Here is a 19,468-nt window from a genome sequence, read left to right on the forward strand (position 1 = left end):
GCTCTAGTGAAGTCCGACCCTGGCCCGGCAGGCGTGTTTCTCACGCTTGCCGGGTCGTTTCAATAAGGAGAGAACTGCCATGTATTTTGACGAAAAAGGCGCGGGCAATACCGAGCAATGCGTGGTGCTGGCCCTGAAGACGGCGGCGGAACGGAACATCAGGCATATCGTCGTGGCCAGCGGCAGCGGAGACACCGCCAGGCTGTTCATCGGCGCGAAGGGCGCGCGGGTCGTGTGCGTGACCAATGCCTACGGCTTCAAGGAACCGGGCAAAACAAAAATCACGGACGCGGCCCGGCAAGAACTTGAGCGCGCGGGCATCCGGGTGCTTGCCGCAACCCATGTGCTCAGCGGCGCGGAGCGGGGCATCAGCAGGAAGCATGGCGGCGTGGGCCCGGTGGAGTTGATGGCCGACACCCTGCGCATGCTCGGCCAGGGCGTCAAGGTTTGCGTGGAGATCGCGGTCATGGCCCTGGACGCGGGCCTGATCCCCCACGGCGAGGAGATCATGGTAGTGGCGGGCAGCGGCCGTGGGGCGGACACCGCTGTCATCATGCACCCGGCGCATGCCAACAATATTCTGGATACGAAGATCAACGAGATAGTCTGCAAGCCCGGGAATTTTTAATCCACACGGCGCCCGCCGTCGATCACTATGCGCGGCTGCGACGGCTTATATCCCGATGCGGTGGTTCGCCGAACATGCGTTTGTATTCGCGGTTGAACTGGGTGGGACTTTCATAGCCCACGGCCAGGGCCGCTCCGCTCGCGTTTTCGCGCTGCGTCAGCATCAGGCGTCGCGCTTCGTACAGACGCAACTGCTTGTGATACTGCAGAGGACTGAGCCCTGTAACCGTCTTAAAATGCCGGTGCAGACTTGAGACGGACATATGCACTTGACGGGCCAGATCGTCCATCCGCACTGCCGCGTTCACATTGTGCCGCAGCAGTGAAATGGCCCGCACGATCTGGTTGTTCTGCGTTCCGAGTGTGTGCAGCCGCCGCAAAATGCCGCCCTGCGGGCCGGTAAGCAGCAGATAATGCAGCTCGCGCATGATCATGGGCGCGCGCATGGGGATCTGCTCCGGCTTGCCCAGAAGCTTTACCAGGCGTAACGCGCCTTCCAGCAGGTCCGGCTCCGCATCGGCAACCGCCACACCCAGGCTGCCTTCGCCGGAAGGCGGTAAATCCTGCTCCATTTCCATAGCCAGATCGGTAATCAGCTGCCTGTCCAGATAAAAGAAAAGAGAAAGAAAAGGTTTTTCCGGCGTCGGATCAACCACGTATGATGTGCTGGGCATGTCCACTGCGGCAACCAGGCATTGTTTTGCGGCAATGCTGAAGGCGCGCGTGCCGATGACCGTATGCTTGCTGCCCTGTACGAGAATGGACGCCAGGGGTTTTTCAAAGCAGCGCTCCGAACTGTTGGCGGCTTCACGGCGAACCAGGGTCAGGCCCGCAATGGCGGTCGGCCGGACTGCCGGTTGCTCCAGATGCCGCAACAGAAGCAGTTTCAGTTCCTCATTGATGGCCGCCGCCTTTTCACGCTCCTGTTCCTCCAGGACGACCCCGCCTTTTCGCTTGTCTCCTTCCATTTCCACACCCCATTCCCGTCGCGAAGACCGGCTGTGACTGATGTTTTTTTATAAGAAGGAATTTTTTGGCTGTACAGCCTTTTGATACAATCAGGCAATTTTTTGCCGGAATCCGCTCTATTCCGGGACTCCTGCCGCCACTATAACGGATCATGTCCAGCAGCCGCCCAATCAGGGCGATGAGCGGGCAGACGGCCCATATCCGCATTGCGATTCATGAACACAACGGAGAACTCATGCTTATGAAATTTCGCAACATCTTTTGCGCATCGGCCCTGGCGGCCACGTTGGCGCTCTGTGTGCCGCATCCTGTCATTGCGGCCGATGCCGCGGTCATCCGCATGGCGCGGCTGCGGATAAAAGCGGATCAAGTGGAGGCGTTCACAGCCGTGGTACGGGAGGAAATGGCCGCCTCCCTGCGCCTGGAGCCCGGCGTTGTGGCGATTTACGCCGTGGCGGACAAAAACGACCCGACCAGACTGACCTTTTTTGAGATGTACGTGGATGAGCGGGCCTATGAGGCTCACCGCCAAACGCCGCATTTTCGGAAATACTTTCACGCGACCAGGGATATGATTGAGGAACGTGTTTTATTGGAGGCCGTGCCTGTGGCGCTGTGCGACAGGCAGACGGCAGCGGCGGAAAAGTAAAATTACCCGGAAGGAGGAACGCGAAGATGAGCGGAACAATTGTATCGCGGGAACGGCGTCAATTCATGGCCGGAGGACTCGCTTTCGGCATGGCCGTCTTGCTGGCGGGCATGGGGGAAAGCCGTGCGGGGGATGCCGTGGCTGTGGCACGGAATGTGTCCATGCCGCGCCGCAGGCTGGGCCCGCTGGAAGTCTCCGCCGTCGGCTTGGGCTGCCTGCCCATGGTGGGCTATTACGGTGGCGTTTATGACAAGAAGGCCATGATTGCCCTGATCCGCACGGCCTTTGACAAGGGCGTGACCTTTTTCGACACGGCCGAGGTCTATGGCCCGCATATCAGTGAAGAATGGGTGGGCGAGGCCCTCGCTCCCGTTCGCCATCGTGCGGTCATTGCCACCAAGTTCGGCTTCGGCGTGGAGGAGGGCGCGCCCAGAACCCTGAACAGCCGTCCCGACCATATCCGGCGCGCGGTGGAGGGTTCGCTGCGGCGGCTGCGCACAGACTATATCGATCTTCTCTACCAGCACCGGGTGGACCCCCAGGTGCCCATGGAAGATGTGGCCGGAACCGTGGGGGAGCTCATCCGGGAGGGCAAGGTCAGGCATTTCGGGCTGTCCGAGGCCGGGGCCGCCTCCATTCGCCGGGCGCATGCCGTTCAGCCGGTGGCGGCGGTGCAGAGCGAATACGCTGCCTGGTGGCGCGAGCCGGAAACAAAAATTTTTGCGACTCTGCGCGAGCTCGGTATCGGTTTTGTGCCCTACTGTCCGGTGGGGCGCGGCTTTCTGACCGGCACCATCAACGAAAACAGCCGTTTTGCACAGGCCGACCGCAGGTCCACATTGCCGCGCTTCACGCCCGAAGCCCTGAAAAAGAACATGCCGCTGGTAGCGCTGTTGCGCGACTGGGCGCAACGCAAAAACGCCAGGCCCGCGCAATTCGCGCTGGCCTGGATTCTGGCGCAATACCCTTGGGTCGCGCCCATTCCCGGCACCACGAATCCGGCGCATCTCCGGGAAAACATCGGGGCGGCCGCGCTGCGCCTTTCCCCGGCGGAGCTGCGGGAGTTCGACGTTGCGCTGGCCGCCATCCCCCTGGAAGGGCACCGCGCCGATCCCTTCACGCAAAGCCAGATTGACGGCTGACGGCTGTTGCGGGGCGGGAGGCCGACGCCCCTTATTCTTTTGAGGGCAGCTCGATCCCGGGAAAGGTCTTGATCACCGCCGCGTCGGCTTCCCGGCCAAGACCGCGCGCCTGGGCCGCCACAAACTGTTGCAGCGCGGCGGCGGCCAGGGGCGCGGGCATGGCCTGCTCCCGCGTGGTCTCGCTGACGATGCCCAGATCCTTGACAAAGATGTCCACAGCGCTCAAGGGCGTATAATCGCCGCTGAGCACATGCTTCATACGGGTTTCAAACATCCAGGAATTGGCGGCGGCGCTGGTGATGACCGCATAGACGTCCTCGGCCGCCAGACCCATGCGCAGGCCCAGGGCCATGGCTTCGGCGGCCACGGCGATATGCGTTCCGGCCAGCAGCTGATTGACCACCTTCATGGCCGAGCCCTTGCCTGCCTCGTCTCCCAGGCGGTGCACCACGGAGGCCACGGCCTTGAGCCCGGTTTCGGCCCTGGCAAAGGCCTCGGGCAGGCCCGAGGCCATGATGCTCAGTTGCCCGGCGGCGGACTGGGCCGGGCCGCCGGAAACCGGCGCATCCAGATAGAGGAGGCCGAGCTCGGCCAGACGCCGTTCCATCTCCCGCGCAAAGGCGGGCTTGACCGTAACGCAGTCAATGACCAGGCTGCCCGGCTTCAGAGCCCGCGCTGCCTGCCCCCGGCCGAAGAGCACGTCTTCCGCCTGCGCGGCGTTGACCACTGCCAGAAAAAGCACGTCCGCCGCCTTGGCGGCCTCTGCCGGGTCATGGGTGGTCCGGCCGCCGTTCCCGGCGAAGATCTTCAGAGGGCCGGGGCCGCGATTGCAGCCGATGACGTTCAGGTCCGCGCGCAGCAGGGATTGCGCCATGCCCAGGCCGATGGCCCCCAGACCGATGACCGCGTATGTCCGTTGCGACATATGATTCTCCATATATTTTCCCAGAAAGCTGTACAGGAAAAGCGGAGATTCCGCCAGAACGGCAAAAGACACGGCCCCCGCGCGGGTTCCCGGCTGCCCGGCGTTCACGGGTGCGGCACTGGGGTGCTCGTCTAAGTTAGGGGCATACGGCCAATGTAATATCTGGGGGTGACGTCAAAAAAGGTTTTCTGTTGCTTATTGGATGAGTGGCAGGCTTTGTTCAGTGCATTATTTGTCGTGCGTGGCTGTTTTTCGGGATCGCCATGCTGTGGATTCAACCAGTCCCTCCCAACGAAAGCCAATGCCATATGGATCCAGGAGAATTGGATACGCTCGCCCTAGGTGCAGAGTGTCGACACGTTATTCACCCTCCGTTCATCGCTAAAATCGATAGCGTCGTACAGGCTGTCTTTCTTCCAGACAGGCAAGCTGTGAACAACCGAGCTTACGCAGGGCCCGAAATACCATGCTGCGACAAAGGCCAAGCCGCAAAGCGATTTCATCGCCTGTCAGCCGTTTCTTGCGCAACGCAAAAACACGGCCAAGACCATGTTCCGTCAGCTTGCTTCGGCAATGACCCGGGCGGGAGCTTCTGTCCGCAAGCGCCTCGGAGCCGCCCTGTCGGAATCGACTCATCCATTTTTCGGCAGTTCGCAGGCTGACGCCAAAACCAGTTGCTACCGCGGCAGCCGGGGCGGCCTGCATCCGCCGAATCATTTCCTCTCGATCTCTGGCCGTCAGTTTGGAATTCTTATGGATGTTCACTCTGTCCTCATCTCGGTTTGCTGTTGTCTGCTAACTCCATCTTTACCGATTTGAGGCAGGGTGAACAACCTATTGAAACATTACACATGGGCGCTGTTTCTAAATTGTCCTTTCGCCCTCTGCTTGTGTCAGGATCGTCCTGTGTGAAGGTCGGATATGTTTGAATATACTCCCTCCGTCCAGTACTCGCCTTACTTTAGCCGTAGGAGAGCTTGTGAGATGTACAAGTAAAGACGGTAACGCTAGTTATTGATAATGACATAAATTACTTCATAAATGTGCTCCAGGGAGATTGCTGTCACTATCCGTAGCAATGATGTCTTTATCTATAGCAGTGCTGTCCTTATCTGCACGCCGCCTTGCGGCTACAGATAAGGCAACACGGCTTCGCCGTGAATGGTTCAGGCAAGTCTTTGGCGCGGCAACGGCTTGCGCCCTTGGCAGAGAATGAAAATCCCTAGTTAGAAACAGTTTTTAGTAATCAAGGCTTTTCTCATTGACAGGCGCACTGTTGATTTCTTGTAGTCGACGATAGAAAATTCTTCAATAAGAGGGGATATTGCCAATTATGGCGTTTAAATGTATTGATTTCTCAGAAGTCATCAACAGTGTATCTGTCAATGAGGAAAGCCTTGGTTACAGCCAGGAAACTGTCTGAAAAGACATGCCTTGGTGCCTGCTCGTGTCTTTTGTGCCCTATACATTTTGTAAATGTGCGTTCAACTAATGAGTATTGATAACCATACATATATTACAAAATCGCGAATGCCGAAAGAAGAATATTTTTCCAGGCAAAGCAGTGATATTTTCAAATCATCATGGCTCATGAATAACGGCCAATGTGTCCGTAAGCTTGAACGTTCTCTGAGCGAATACCTTGGAGTAAGATATATTCTCACCGGCAATAACGGCACGACAGCTCTCATGCTGGCTCTGCAACGTGCCGGACTGGCTGGAAGAAAGGTGCCTTCACCCCTTATACGTATGTGGCGACACTTTCAGCTTTGCTTTGGCTTGGTTGTGAGCCTGTCTTCGTGGACGTTGAGCCGAACAGCTTTTGCCTTTCATCTGAGCTTTTGTGGCAACGGTTGCGTAATGAGCCTGATATCTCCGGGGCTTTGCCTGTCCATATTTATGACTTGGCTTGTGATGTGGAAAGCCTGGAAGACATTTGTCGGGAACATGGCGTTACTCTCGTTTATGATGCGGCGCAGGCTTTCGGTTCTTGTTATAAGGGCAGAAGCCTTCTGGGCTATAGCATATGTGGTTTTCTCGCCACAAAGATTTTCCATACTGCGGAAGGCGGGTGTGTTATTTCGCCTAGCGCGGAGGCTCACAAGGCCCTGTCTCTTGCCCGCGCCCTTGCCCTCATCAATGATGATCACTACAATTTGGGCATCAACGGCAAAATGAGTGAACTCCATGCCGCAATGGGGCTGGCCTTTTGGGACGGAACAGATGCGGAAATCGAATGGCGCAAGCAGCTTTATGCAGTGTATGGCGAGGCTTTGAAAGATCTGCGCCCGATTCGTCCCGCCGTTCGTGAAGGGCTGGAGTGGAACTACGCCTATTATCCTATTCTTTTGCCTGATGAGCGCTGCCGTAGCCGAGTTGAACGATTCTTGTCTGTGCAAAACATTCATCCCAGACGATACTTTTATCTGTCTCTTAATACATTGTCATATTTGAAGAGTGAGTGGCGCAGTCCTTGCAATGTCGCTGAAGACGCTGCTAAGCGCGTTTTGTGCCTACCCATGTATGGAGAGTTGAGGAGGAAAATGTCTTGCATATGGCACAAAGCATACTCACAGCACTACGTAATGGCATATAGGAGATTCAATAATGGCTCATATTTTTCTTTACACTGATTTGAGCCCGTCGCGTCCCTGGCTTTTTGCGACGATATACGCCAATCTTACATTGCTATCCAAGTTTGGCCTTAAGCTTGGACCATTGGATCCATGGTCATGCGAACTCATCCCTTCTCACATGCTGTTTTGGAATCCCGTGCCTGAGAACGAGTCCCCACCTCCCGGCATGGCCCAGGGAATGGGGGAATTGAGTCAGAAAATTGAAGCCGGGCAGAACATACTGCTCATGTCATACTCGCCACACCTTCTGGCTCATCAGTCTCTGGCGCGTTTGTTACGAAGTCATGTTGACTTGAACAAGCACGAAGTTCGAGCTGTTTTCGTTGCAGGACGTCCTGTTTGTGTTTTTGAGCAGCGGTGGCGTGAGGCAAGAAAGACTCTATCGGAGGCTGTGGGGCAGGCATTCACCGAACAGTACAGAGCACTCTCCAGTATTATCATGGAAGCCCGCCGTGAGTGGGGAGAAAACAACGTCACACTGTTGCCCGATCTGTCAGACAGTCCCACAGCCGGACGGAGCGACGCTTTGGCCCAAAGTCTGTTTGCCGCTCTGGGCTGCCCGCCCCCGATTGTGCCTGATCCTCTGCCGCGTCATCCCCTGTTTTTGGATTCCCTTGAAGCGCGGCGCTTGAGTTGGGCTCTGGAGGTGCGGGATAACGCTTGGCCGAAGCTGGATGAAAGGCGGTTCTTGGACTGTCTGAGCATGATGGAACGGGATTGGGGCACAGCTCCCCTCAGTCCCAGGAAATTGCGGCAGATTCTGATACGGGAAGGCGCGGCGGACCAGCGCACACTTGAAACATTTTTGGAGTTGGCTCCCGGAAGCCTGGATTGCCCGGAGTGGCTGGCCACGCAGGCGGAAGCTGATTTTTTCTCTCCACTGCCCGGTGACAAAATCAAGGCCTTTGCGTCCGCCCTTCCCTCCGCTGTGCGCATCCCTTTGCGGCAACGCTATGCTCTTGATGCGTCTTTGCTGTCAGAGGATCAAAAGGGGCTGGCAGAAGCCTTGTCTGCTGTCGCATCCGATGAGACCGCTGTGATAGGCGAGCCGGTTCCTCCCGTTATGCTGACTGTCCTGACCATGACTTACAATCATGAGGCGTATATCGCAGAGTGTATGGACGGCGTGTTGGCCCAGCGTACTGATTTTTCGGTGCAGCATCTTGTGCTCGACCATCATTCCACGGACAGAACCGCGGGTATTGTAGCGGCCTACGCCGCCAGGCATCCTTCCATCCGGCCTGTGATTCTGTCTCAACGTCGCCCCTTTGAAAACGTCACGGGCCTGTTTAGCCGCTGCCGTACCACTTACGCCGCCCTGTGCGACGGAGACGACTACTTTACCGATCCGTTTAAGCTGCAAAAACAGGTGGATTTTCTGGAAAGCCATCCGCACTGCGCCCTGTGCTTTCATCCTGTGAGCGTCGTGTTTGAAAACGGCGAGCAGCCGGGGGTCTATCCTCCGCCGTCTATGCTGCCTCGTGGCGTGCGTGAAGAATATTATCTGGCGGACATGTTTCAGGGTAATTTAATCCAGACAAATTCTGTTGTGTATCGCTGGCGCTTCAGAGATGGGATGCCGGAGTGGTTCCGCCCGGACCTTTGCCCGGGCGACTGGTACTGGCATCTGCTCCATGCGGAGATGGGCAAAATCGGTTTCTTGCCGAAAGTCATGTCCGTTTACCGGCGACATAAAAACGCAGTGTATTCGATGGCGTTTATTTCGCCAATAGAACATCACAGAATACATGGTATGACTGAATTGTCAACGTATCAGGCTTTCAATGAACACTTTCATGGTCGTTATTTTCGCCGCTTGGCCATGCTGGCAAACGATATATTCGCCGATTTTTTTAAAATATACTCGAATGAAGGTGATAAAACATTGCTGGATCAGGCCAGTAAGAATTTTCCAGGCTTTGCTTGCTATTTTTTGCAGTCCCTGAAAGTTGTGCGTAAAAAGCGGCCCGGCCTGGGTGTTCACTCTGGCGAGGCACAACTCCGATCTGAAGAATAGCGATGATGGAAAAACAGGTGTTCCATGCTGAAAGAGCTGTGGTCGACTTATTATTTTGATGGTATGAATTTTAGAAGTTTCGTTGTTTACAGTTTACATGCGAACTGCAAATTTTGAGGTATCTCCACGAACAATCATTTTTCGCGGCGCAACAGATTGTGATGCGGTATACTATTCAGACTTTTATAACAATCTGCTGGTAGGATTATATCATGGCATATTCCACATTCTCTCATGTCAGGGTCGACGGGATTAGCGCTGTCGTGCCCGCCGAGGAAAGACGCATTGAAGAGGATCTGGTTTTTATGGGGAGAAATGTCAAGAAAGCACATCGTATGACCAAGATAGCCGGTATTGATCGACGTCGGGTCGCAGCGAAAGGTGTTACCCCATCGGACCTTTGTTATCAGGCGGCGGAATGTTTGCTCAATGACATTCGATTGGAGAAATCCTCTATTGACGCCCTTATTTTTGTTACCCAGCACCCTGATTACATCTTGCCGGCCAGCGCCTGTATTTTGCAGGACAGGCTCGGTCTGTCCAAACACTGCGCAGCCTTTGACGTCAACCAAGGTTGTGCGGGCTATGTCTATGGCTTGTGGCTCGCGTCCTCTCTCGTTGAGTCTCGCGCCGCCACACACGTGTTATTGCTGGCAGGCGACGGACTTTCACGATTGTACGACAAAAAAAATCTCGTAACAGCACCGATTTTTGGTGATTGTGGTACAGCAACAGTATTGACATATTCGCAGCGGGAAACACGATCGTTTTTTGTGCTCGGCACCGATGGAGGAGGGGCGGAAACGTTGATTGTACCCGCCGGGGGGGCTCGCATCCCTTTACCATTGGATCAGGAAGCATATGCTCCGCTTTGTGAAACATTGGTGGATGAACAGGGTACACCCTGGCGTTTGAATTGGACCTATATGGATGGTGGCGCAATTTTTGATTTTGCCATGGATATCGTTCCTGAACATATAAGCAAAGCTCTACAATACGCTCAAAAAAATGAATATGACATAGATTTTCTTGTATTGCATCAAGCTAATAAACAAATCATTTCTGCTATTGCCAAACAGCTGAACTTTCCCTTGGAAAAAGTGCCCATGGAAAGTTTTAGCAAATACGGCAACACTGCCGTGGCAAGTATTCCAACAGCGATTTGCAGTGAGTTGGCCTCCAAAATCAACAATTCTACCGCACGGCTAGTGCTTTCTGGCTTCGGTGTAGGGCTGTCATGGGCTACTGCCGTTCTGGAGCTGGACCATGCATGTTGTGACAATGTACGCGAGTATGTCACGCCAGATAAGGTGCATACTCCGGAAGAACTGGTAAGTTATTGGCAGAAAAAAATTTCCGGCGATAGGCACATATAGCCTTCATAACAGTTGGGGAGTATTTCGATGACAAGAATCCAGTTTTTTAAAGAGCTAAAAGAATTTTTGCAGTGTGAAGCGGACCTCACTATTGATACTTGCCTGTGGGATTTGGAAGAATGGGATTCAATGGCCATCATGTCCTGCATTGCCTACTTCGATGCAAATTTCGGCGTAAAAACAAAATTCAATCAATATAAGGATGTGTCAACAGTGGAGGATCTCATGGTCCTGAGTAAAGCTGTATTTGAAGACTGACGATAAAACGATGAAAAAGATTGTTATTATTGGTAATTCCGGCGCTGCCAGGGAGTGCTACTGGCTTTTGCGGGATGTGATGCTGCAACAACCAAATCTTGTCTTCGAAGGTTTTTTATCGTTTGAGGGGCACAAAGGGGACTTGCGTGATCTTGCCGCTTGGGAACTGGGCTCAGATGATGCCTACTCGCCGCAGGAAGATCACGCGCTGGTCATCGGCATCGGAAAGCCAGCCCTGAGGCTCAAAGCTTATGAAAAATGGAAGGCACGCAAAGCGCGTTTTTTTAGTTTGATTCATCCCACTGTAAAAATTGTGGGTGACGTCGCATTGGGCGATGCCAATATTATAGCGCATAATTGTCACGTCTCGTGCAATACAAGTATCGGCAACGCCAATTATTTCAACGGAAGTGTAGTGGTCGGTCATGATACTCGTGTCGGGCATGGCAATTTTTTCGCACCGTTCAGCATCGTGCTGGGAAATGTCCGCATCGGTTCCGGAAACAGCTTCGGAGTATACTCTGCCGTGCTCGATCACGCGCACATCGGCAATGGCAATACCGTAGCTCCCGGTGCGCATGTTTATAAGGGATGCAGCGATGCGTGCATGATGGCCGGGAATCCGGCCCTGCGCATGAACACTCCCTAGTTGCATTCAGGTTGTTCACCCTGCCTCAAATCGCTAAAGCTGGAGTTGGCAGGCAACAGGAAGCCGATGCCGTACGCCTCACTCTGCATCAAAGTGGAGGGAGCTAGGGAATGGCGGTTCATGCTATAAACCATAAAGATTCCGTGAGGCTGACGAGAATTGGGCATAAACACAGCCAGTTGACCGCACCGTCCATAAACCAACGATAAAGCGGACGCTCCACCCGAGTGACATTAATAGGATATTACAATTTTCGGCGCTTCCACAGTGCTCTTGACAGAAAATCTCCGGTTTTAGCGATAAATGAAGGGTAAATAATATATTGACATTTTACATCTGGCGATGGCGAATTAAAAATAATGGCTTGGAACTCTACGGGCATTGTTATGAACATAAAAATGTATATATAATGAGTTTCACGAAAGAGACCTGAGGGAGTATATCAAAGGATACCGTCAACTTTGGACCAAGCTGTTCAAATAGAGTTGCACTATAAGGCAATTACTTAGGGGTAATCCTTTGATGTTGCTTTTTTTTTCAGAATGTCTGTAGCATTGAGAAGTGGAGCAGGAATGGATAATTTAAAAATGCACTATGTGATTGTGTAATGAGGCTGGTATGACACTATACTCTGATTTAAAAATATTTCATTTTCCCCAAAAAATTGACAATTTGGGTCATGATATGCCGGTGACAGCTCCTGTCCATATCCGTTTAAAACCCACAAATAAGTGTAATCATCGCTGCAGATATTGTGCATATCGCAGTTCGGATCTACAGCTAGGCAAGGATATGCGGATCGCGGACACTATTCCTCAAGGAAAAATGTTCGAAATTTGCAAAGATATTGTTGCCATGGGAGTGAAGGCAGTCACATTCAGCGGTGGAGGGGAACCGCTGATGTATCCTTATTTGCTGGAAGGGGCTCGGATACTCAAAGAGGGCGGCGTCCGCCTTGCCTGTCTGACCAACGGTGCGCTGCTGCAGGGCGACGTTGCAAGGTTTTTTTCGCAGAATGCCGCCTGGATACGTATCTCAATGGACGGCTGGGATGATGCCAGCTACAGGCGTTATCGCGGCATCGGCGATGGCGAATACTCCAAAATCATGAGAAATCTTTTGGCCTTTTCCGCCCTTGGCGGCGATTGTGTACTCGGGGTCAGCTATATCATTGATGCAGAAAACTATACGCATATCCCGGAAGTTCTACGGCGATATAAGGACATCGGGGTTCGCAGTGTGAAGCTTTCCGCCTGCATCACGTCCAATGATGCCGAGAGGGCCAATGAATATCATGCACCGCACTTTCACTATGTTCAGGACGCCATACGGCAGTCTCAAGAACTATTTGCAGATCAAAGTTTTGAAATAGTCGACGCATGGCATGCAATGGACGCCCGTTTTCACAAGGATTACGACTGGTGTCCGTATTCACAGATATTGACCGTGATAGGCGCGGATCTTGGCATATATCCGTGCCAGGACAAGGCCTATAACGATGAGGCCTTGCTGGGAAGCCTGCGTGGACAGCGCTTACGCGAATGGTGGTTCGAAAACAAGGATGCTTTTTTTAAAATACACCCTAATGTGCACTGCCGGCACCACTGTGTCGCGAATGGAAAGAACATGATGCTGCATGAATATTTGTCTCTTGTAGAAGGACATACAGAATTTGTATAGATGCGGTTATATTGTAAAATGATGAAGTTTACATAGCGCGCCTGAAACCATGAGAAATGCCATGAATCGTTTGTTGAATATCGTTACCCCCTTGCATACAGCGACCAGGAGAGACTATCTCGCTCGCATGATGGATCAAAAGGTTCAGTGCATGCATAAGGCAAAAATGTATGAGGCGGAATATTGGGATGGGGACAGGCGGTACGGTTATGGCGGATACCGCTATATGCCGGGCCGGTGGAAGCCTGTGGCCGAGGCTCTGATTGACATCTACTCTCTCAAAAATGGCTCAAAAGTCCTTGATATCGGTTGCGGGAAAGCTTTTCTACTGCACGAATTGAAATTGCTGCTTCCCGATCTTGTGGTTATGGGCTGCGACATTTCAGAACATGCCCTGAGTTGCGCCCCGCAAGAAATCCGGCCGCATTTGTTCATCCATCGCGCTCAGGATGTCTATTCTTTTGGTGATAAGCAGTTTGATCTGGTTATTTCTTTGGGATGCTTCCACAATTTGCGCATTTTTGATCTTAAAACAGCGCTGTCGGAAATGCAGCGGATGGGGCGGCAGCAGTATTTGATGGTTGAAAGTTACCGTGATGAGCAGGAACTTTTTAATTTGCAATGCTGGGCGCTCACAGCAGAGTCATTTTTTGATGCCGAAGAATGGGTGTGGCTGTATGAGCAATTCGGATATCAGGGCGATTATGAATTTATTTACTTTGAATAAACAACATTCATACATAAGATCATCTTGCGGTTGTATCATCCCATCCAAAATACGTACACCATTGAACAGGTAGAAGTTTCGTTACCCTATCTTGTTGCGTCGGCGATAGCTCGATCTTCCATGAATCCGTGCGACCGCTGCGAAAGTGGGTCGACATGTCTTTGGGGACACTTTCTATGATGTATGCTGCTGGAGGAATGCCGTAAAAACTACATATCAAAGTCAAAATATAGTCTTCACCACTTATGACCATATCTTCTTGTGTCGTGAGGAGTACGGTGACATCATGATGGCGGGATTTTGTAATTTTTGGAAATAGACTTGAAATATAGTTGCTGTCTATTTTAAAGACTCTCTCTCTCTCTCTCTCTCTCTCTCTTAAAGTCGATATTCAAGAATTTAAACCATTGAATTAGCCAGACAATGCATTCCCTGTAAAAGAATTTGTAGCAAATTTCAAACTTTTCAGAAAAACCGCTGCTCGTCCATGATGCCGAGATGTATGGTGCCGTTTGCGGTGAAAAGCGTACGCTTGAAGGTTTACCTTCGATCTGCCTGTTTATATGATCCATATAGTGTATCCAAGATATAAGCGCATTTCGCGGATCGCGTATATTTAAAATCATCTTTCTCACCGACAGGCAAAGTGCGGCGATGTTGACGATCGACGGTTGTAGATGGGCTTGAGCTATGCCGCCTGTGTTGACAAAGTCGAAAAGCTTTCCCGCGTCATATTGGGAGTATGGAAAATCCGCAGTATCAATATATTTCCAAGCAAGATTAAGAGAGGCTCCGATTTTTTTGGCAAGAAAAACGCTGCCTGATTTCGGTAAGGTGCAAATAAGGATGGGAGGCAAGTTCATGACTCAATCCTAAATTAATTCGTTCGTTGTTTTTGCGCCAGAGAACACCCTTTGAAGGATATTGCCGTCAATATTCAAAGTATCGTTTTTTGCCATCAGTTCAAGCGCGGCTGGGCTGTCGGTGGGAAGGTCTCCCGGCACTACTATGTCGGATATCTCTGCGCGTAATGTGGCGCACCGTTCATAATAGGGTTCTTTTTTTCCGAAAAAAGCGGCATGCGCAGCAAAGAAAAGAGCTTCGGCTTTTCTGTCCTGTTTGGAATACAGGTTGGATAACTGCCATCCGGCTTCCGCGTGGCCGGGCTTGGCCCAGAGGAGGCAGAGCAGCAGCGTTTCACGTATATGCATATTGTCGGTGGATATAGCTTCTGCGTATGCGGCCTGCAGCATCTCAGAGGAAGCTTCCCATTTGGGGACAGGCGCGGCGTTCCACGGCAAGGGAGTTCCTGGAGCCAGAGTGGCGGTTCTTTCCAAGGATGCAGCGGAGAAATCGGGATCTCTGCGTAAACTCTCCCTGCCGAGGCGGTACAGCGGCGCATAATTGGGGAAGCTCGTCACATACGCGGCCAGCGTTTCCCAGAAATGCTTCTGGCAACGTATATCTTCAGGCGAAAGGGTATGTTTTCCGTCTATAATCTCAAGCATTTCTTTTGTAATTTCCAAAATTTCCCCGGCCGTGTTGTTTAGTACGGATAAATTCGCGTCGTGAAAATCTTTATCAAAAAATACTTCTGCGTGATGGGAGCGCATGACGTCAAGTCTTGTCAGGGCGACGCGCGAGGCGCTATGATAGAAATGCTTATGCAGGATGAGCAACGGCGCATAGTTGCCGTGCGGCCAATAGAGAAAAGGCATATTTGTATAAATTAACGGTTTTTTGAGGATTGTCGGAATGGCGTCCAGTCCCAGGCCCGTGGAGATGGCAAGGTGGCATTGAGAAACAAGCCATACATCCATAAAGGGCGAACGATGCTCTGACGCATAGTCGATGATGCGAGGAGATTTCCAATAAATGGGTTTCTCGACACTGGCACCCATGCGCAGTACATACCATCCCTGTTCGGCAAGAAATTCCATAGCCGGCCTATAGGTGTTTATGTCGGCGTTGCGATGTGGGTATGTAAATTTGGATTCAGGGCGCGTTTGTTTATCATAAGCACCGTCGCGCACCATCAGGCAGGCAATTTTTGCATGCGGCGGGATGCCCATCCTCCGGACATTTTTGTTGCCTTCGGCCATTTCTTCAGCCGTGAGCGGCCAGGGGAGATCGCCGCGTTGCAGGATATTGTGCTCATCTCTTGCAAGAGCAAGTTCCACCCGGTTCTGATGAAAAAAAATAGGTGTCCGGCTGACGCGCGCCGCGTTCTTTCCTCCGATAACCCCGTGCATCGCCGGGTCATGCCGTAAAAAGGCAAAAACCCTGTCCCATACGCGAGTAACGCAGGAAGTGGGCTCTCCTGTCGCATAATCGACGTATTCAAGGCATTGCCCCGCCATGCGGTTAAGCCGGGCTAGCAGATACAAGCTTATATCAAAAACATAATGGCCTATAGCTGGATGCCCTGTCAGCATGAGGGGGCCCCCAATGCGGACACATGCCACAGGAGTGAGAGATTGCGCCAGGATGCTGGCCAGTTGCTCGGAAGCGGGGGTAAGGCGATGATTTTTTTCCGGTAAGCGCGCCGTATATTCCTGAAAAAAAGCAAGGGCATCGGCCTTGGCAAGATCTTTGTCCCAAGTGCGCTGTGCGAGGCAGCGAGGGCAGAGCCAACGATCGTCAGGAAAACCCGACCAGGGGAGCCTGGGGCCTTTGCTGTAGAACGTGTACTCGTACCCGCAGCAGGGGCATTGGTCTTTCACAGCCAACTGCGGCCTCATTTCAGAATTATGCATGGACCCGATAAATTCCACGCAGGAGCAGGCGTACTCCCGCACTGCGGAGATCCGGAGCGCATTTTTTGCCCATGCGGGAGCATCGATATCCTGCGCCCAACGGGCAAACATTTCCTCATTGTTTTCAAAGTAAGCCAGATAGGCTCGCACCGCCATAAGCGCATGGCGCGGCGCGCTCGGCAGCAGTTGCTCGTCTTTTTCCGCTTCGGCCAGACAGCGCCGGGCGGATATGCTGTCGCCGATGTAGAGATAGCTCCGCGCTTTAAAGGCGGCTTCACTGGCGCTGGCAGCATGCGGCGACGCCGTGAGCATGGTACGAATATCTTGGGGCCGCATGTTCCATGCGATGTTTTCCCATTGGCCCAGCGAAGGTCTTCTTACGGGCTTCACCAATTCGGATAAAAAAAGCCTGCTGCATTTGAACACCCAACCCAGATATTTTGACTCCCGTTTGCGAAAAAAATGCACAGCTGCGCGGAACCGCAGAAAAACATGTTTGCGGGTCTGCACAAAAAAGGGCCTTCTGAAGGAAATACGATATTTGCTCATAAGCATCTCCCAAGAGGTATTACAGAAGCGTAACTTCCGGCAAGGGTATAAACCATTGTCCACCGATATCCGCATATTGCGGGTGGCGTTCGATTATAAGGTTTGCAAAGCGCCATGCGGCAATAAATATGCAGTCTGGTTTTCGCTCATAGATAACGGAGGGCGAAAGAACGGGAAGATGCAGTCCTGGACTGTAGGAGCCGATTTTGATGGGATTGTCGTCGACGATATAAGGGATATATTCCGCAAGTCCAAAATAATAAAAAAGGGTGGTCGTCGTATTGGAGGCGCCATAGGCAGCGATGTTTTTCCCTTCATCCCGCAAACGCGCAAGGTGGGTGCGGACATCGCATCGGCATTGCGCCACCCGTTCCGCATAGGCGAGATTGGTTCGGAGGGTGTTCAGGCCGAAGCGCGATTCCGACTCCGCCATGCTCTCCAATTGCGATGATACTGGACGCGAAGTCTGCCTTTTGGCAAAAACATAGCGCAGACATCCTCCCTTGGAAGGCGTGTGCAGGGCATGCACCATGGTAAAGGGTGTGGATTTCACAAACTGTTGCAAAGGTAAAATGGAAAAATAGGACAAATGTTCGTGGTAAATAGTATCAAAAAGCATGTTATTTACAATATCGAACCAGTATCCGCTTTCCAGGACAAAAAGTCCCTTGTCCGCGAGTAGGATTTCAACTGACTCGAACAGGCTCCGTACATCATCCACATTGGCCGCGATATTGTTGGCAGTAACCATTTGGGCCGGCCCGTGCGTTTGCCGTATGTGAGCCGCCAGTTCCGGCGTCAAGAATTCCGGGATTGTGGGAATCCCTTCGCGTGTGGCTTTCGCCGCAATTTTCCGCGCCGGATCAATGCCCAGCACGCGCATGCCCAGACGCTGAAAAGTACTGAGCAGCGCGCCGTCATTGCTGCCGATGTCGATAACCAGATCGCTTTTCGCTAGGGAAGCGAACGCCGCCATCTGATGCGCATATTCCCGATAATAGTCGACCAGGCCCGGCGAACTGTGCGTTATGTACAGATATTCGCGATAAATGTGGTCGGGGTTCACCACATCCAGAAGCTGCACATGGCCGCAGTTGAGACAAATCCATACATCCATGGGGAAAAGGGGTTGGCTTTGCTCAAGCTTTTCCTTGGGCACATAGGCATCGGCAATGGGTGAGGCCGCCAGGGGCAGAAATACCGAGACATCAGACGAACCGCAAAGGCGGCATGTGTTTCGTGAATAAGAAGAGCATTCCATGGGGCACTTACCTGTTGGATGTTGCAAGGGGCGCCTTGTGCACGATGAAAGCATCGTGTCCTATGTACAAGCGGCTCTGTGGAAACACCGATGCGAATATTCCTCCGCGCTGTATAAATGCGGAGTGCTGTTGCAATATGCGGTCTTCCGCTTCCGGCGGAACTGCCAGAAGACAGAGCGTCGTATCACTGTCGTCCAGCGCAGCACTCGGCGCAATGCAGGGCGTCAGACCCGCTACATAATGCCCCTGCTTGCGGGGATGATCATCCCAAAGCTTGCCTATATGCCCCGCAAGACCCATAAGATGAGTAAAGGTGACGCCCAGATGTCCCACCCCCAGCAAGGCCACAGAACCGCTGCCTTTGCAGGCATTGACGCGGCTGCGTATCCGCCGGGCAATGGCGGCATATCGGTCGGCAAAGAAACGTGCGCGGGAGCATTCGCGCGCCGTATCCTCCGCCGAGGCAAGGGGCACGGTCGCAGGGTCTGTTTTCCGGGCCAGCACCAGAAGAAGTTCCTCCTGACCTGTACGGGTTCTTTGCGTCCATACCGGTGAAAAACCGCCCATCATCAAGGTATTGCTCAAGCTCACGTCCGTAAAGTACTGCGTGTGTTCTTCCCAGAGCCGCGCATAGTCGCAGCTTTGCAGTTCCGCTTCACATGCGGGCACTTCCACAAAAAGCCAGCCGTCTTCCCTGATCAGTTTTCGCGCTGTATACAGAAAACGAGGCAGATTGTGTACATGCTCCAGGATATGGCGCGCCACAAGCAGACGCACGGGGGGGAGGCTTTGGCGGGGGGGGGCGCTCAGACTTTCCTGAACGAGCGCGATATGCATCGGTCGGGCGCCGTCAAGACCCAGTATGTCCGGGGTGAGACGCCAGCTTTCCCGGCCGCCGAGGCTCGTCAGGCGCTCCAGCAGGCCGGCGTCTTTGAGGCTGAGCCCGGCCATGGCACAACCGCGCCCGGTAAGCTGCGTCAACTGTGCTGCCAAGGCATCCAGATGGCTCTCCGGCTCGTTGAAGGCCAGCCAATCCACGCAAGGAGCCAGCCACGCCGCTGGCGGCGGGCACAGCAGTTGGGCCAATCCACAACGCGGACAGCAGCCGAATCTCTTGGGCCACGTCTCTGCCCGACTTTGCGGCATAAGGGCATAGTCGGTGGCTCGCGGCTGGCCCCCGGCATCAAGCAGCGTCGGCAACGGCGCGGCGCACAGGCGGCAATTTTCTGTCCAGGCGTCGCCCATG

17 protein-coding genes and 1 pseudogene are annotated in these 19,468 nt (G+C 53.0%); 11 read left to right on the top strand and 7 right to left on the bottom strand.

Annotated features, from left to right (window positions below; all coding sequences use genetic code 11):
* Positions 1-79: 79 nt before the first annotated feature.
* Positions 80-628 carry a pyruvate kinase alpha/beta domain-containing protein gene (locus tag AXF13_RS13865; protein WP_062254128.1) on the top strand — a complete coding sequence of 183 codons (549 nt, stop codon included), beginning with the start codon at positions 80-82 and terminating at the stop codon, positions 626-628.
* A 25-nt stretch (positions 629-653) separates the two neighbouring features.
* Here AXF13_RS13865 and AXF13_RS13870 read toward each other — a convergent pair whose 3' ends face one another.
* Positions 654-1,595: an AraC family transcriptional regulator gene (locus AXF13_RS13870; RefSeq protein ID WP_062254927.1), complete on the bottom strand. Its 942-nt coding sequence runs from the start codon at positions 1,593-1,595 to the stop codon at positions 654-656.
* Between the two features lie 236 nt (positions 1,596-1,831).
* On the opposite strand from AXF13_RS13870, the gene AXF13_RS13875 reads away from it, so the two are divergent.
* Positions 1,832-2,245, top strand: coding sequence for a putative quinol monooxygenase (locus AXF13_RS13875; RefSeq protein ID WP_223299931.1), 414 nt, complete (start codon positions 1,832-1,834; stop codon positions 2,243-2,245).
* 26 nt (positions 2,246-2,271) lie between these two features.
* A complete protein-coding gene (locus AXF13_RS13880; RefSeq protein WP_083522106.1) occupies positions 2,272-3,387 on the top strand; it encodes an aldo/keto reductase in 1,116 nt (371 codons plus the stop codon).
* Between the two features lie 31 nt (positions 3,388-3,418).
* Here AXF13_RS13880 and ltnD read toward each other — a convergent pair whose 3' ends face one another.
* Complete coding sequence (gene ltnD, locus AXF13_RS13885; RefSeq protein ID WP_062254931.1) at positions 3,419-4,312, bottom strand: L-threonate dehydrogenase; 894 nt, start codon at positions 4,310-4,312, stop codon at positions 3,419-3,421.
* A gap of 381 nt (positions 4,313-4,693) precedes the next feature.
* Complete coding sequence (locus AXF13_RS16225; RefSeq protein WP_223299932.1) at positions 4,694-5,077, bottom strand: leucine zipper domain-containing protein; 384 nt, start codon at positions 5,075-5,077, stop codon at positions 4,694-4,696.
* An 825-nt stretch (positions 5,078-5,902) separates the two neighbouring features.
* Here AXF13_RS16225 and AXF13_RS17350 point away from each other — a divergent pair.
* The 8 genes and pseudogenes from AXF13_RS17350 to AXF13_RS13920 all read left to right on the top strand — a co-directional run.
* Positions 5,903-5,977 (top strand): annotated as a pseudogene (locus AXF13_RS17350) (hypothetical protein); the annotation flags it as partial.
* 86 nt (positions 5,978-6,063) lie between these two features.
* The gene (locus tag AXF13_RS16230) at positions 6,064-6,945 is read left to right on the top strand and encodes a DegT/DnrJ/EryC1/StrS family aminotransferase (protein ID WP_250636998.1); all 882 of its coding nucleotides are present in this window, start codon (positions 6,064-6,066) and stop codon (positions 6,943-6,945) included.
* Positions 6,920-8,965, top strand: a complete 2,046-nt coding sequence (locus AXF13_RS13895; protein WP_062254134.1) for a glycosyltransferase family 2 protein — start codon at positions 6,920-6,922, stop codon at positions 8,963-8,965. The genes AXF13_RS16230 and AXF13_RS13895 overlap by 26 nt, the downstream gene beginning before the upstream one ends.
* Before the next feature lie 212 nt (positions 8,966-9,177).
* Positions 9,178-10,341, top strand: coding sequence for a 3-oxoacyl-ACP synthase III family protein (locus AXF13_RS13900; protein ID WP_062254136.1), 1,164 nt, complete (start codon positions 9,178-9,180; stop codon positions 10,339-10,341).
* Positions 10,342-10,368: 27 nt separating this feature from the next.
* Positions 10,369-10,599: a hypothetical protein gene (locus AXF13_RS13905; protein WP_062254137.1), complete on the top strand. Its 231-nt coding sequence runs from the start codon at positions 10,369-10,371 to the stop codon at positions 10,597-10,599.
* Between the two features lie 10 nt (positions 10,600-10,609).
* Positions 10,610-11,248, top strand: a complete 639-nt coding sequence (locus AXF13_RS16235; protein ID WP_083522192.1) for an LbetaH domain-containing protein — start codon at positions 10,610-10,612, stop codon at positions 11,246-11,248.
* Between the two features lie 618 nt (positions 11,249-11,866).
* A complete protein-coding gene (locus AXF13_RS13915) occupies positions 11,867-12,928 on the top strand; it encodes a radical SAM protein (RefSeq protein ID WP_083522107.1) in 1,062 nt (353 codons plus the stop codon).
* 61 nt (positions 12,929-12,989) lie between these two features.
* The gene (locus tag AXF13_RS13920; protein ID WP_062254143.1) at positions 12,990-13,655 is read left to right on the top strand and encodes a class I SAM-dependent methyltransferase; all 666 of its coding nucleotides are present in this window, start codon (positions 12,990-12,992) and stop codon (positions 13,653-13,655) included.
* Positions 13,656-13,999: 344 nt separating this feature from the next.
* Here the strand turns inward: AXF13_RS13920 and AXF13_RS13925 are convergent, their stop codons facing one another.
* The 4 genes from AXF13_RS13925 to AXF13_RS13940 are packed head-to-tail and all read right to left on the bottom strand — an operon-like array spanning position 14,000 to position 19,467.
* Positions 14,000-14,518 (bottom strand): hypothetical protein, encoded by a 519-nt coding sequence (locus tag AXF13_RS13925; RefSeq protein ID WP_062254145.1) that lies wholly within the window; start codon positions 14,516-14,518, stop codon positions 14,000-14,002.
* 9 nt (positions 14,519-14,527) lie between these two features.
* On the bottom strand, positions 14,528-16,960 hold the full coding sequence (locus AXF13_RS13930) for a TIGR04372 family glycosyltransferase (protein ID WP_062254147.1): 2,433 nt from the start codon (positions 16,958-16,960) through the stop codon (positions 14,528-14,530).
* 19 nt (positions 16,961-16,979) lie between these two features.
* Positions 16,980-18,221 carry a class I SAM-dependent methyltransferase gene (locus AXF13_RS13935; RefSeq protein ID WP_062254149.1) on the bottom strand — a complete coding sequence of 414 codons (1,242 nt, stop codon included), beginning with the start codon at positions 18,219-18,221 and terminating at the stop codon, positions 16,980-16,982.
* Between the two features lie 7 nt (positions 18,222-18,228).
* Entirely contained in the window at positions 18,229-19,467 is a 1,239-nt protein-coding gene (locus tag AXF13_RS13940; protein WP_083522110.1) for a methyltransferase domain-containing protein, read from the bottom strand.
* Between the last annotated feature and the right edge of the window lies 1 nt (position 19,468).

It is taken from the genome of Desulfovibrio fairfieldensis, from assembly GCF_001553605.1.
In the GTDB taxonomy this organism is placed as follows: domain Bacteria; phylum Desulfobacterota; class Desulfovibrionia; order Desulfovibrionales; family Desulfovibrionaceae; genus Desulfovibrio; species Desulfovibrio fairfieldensis.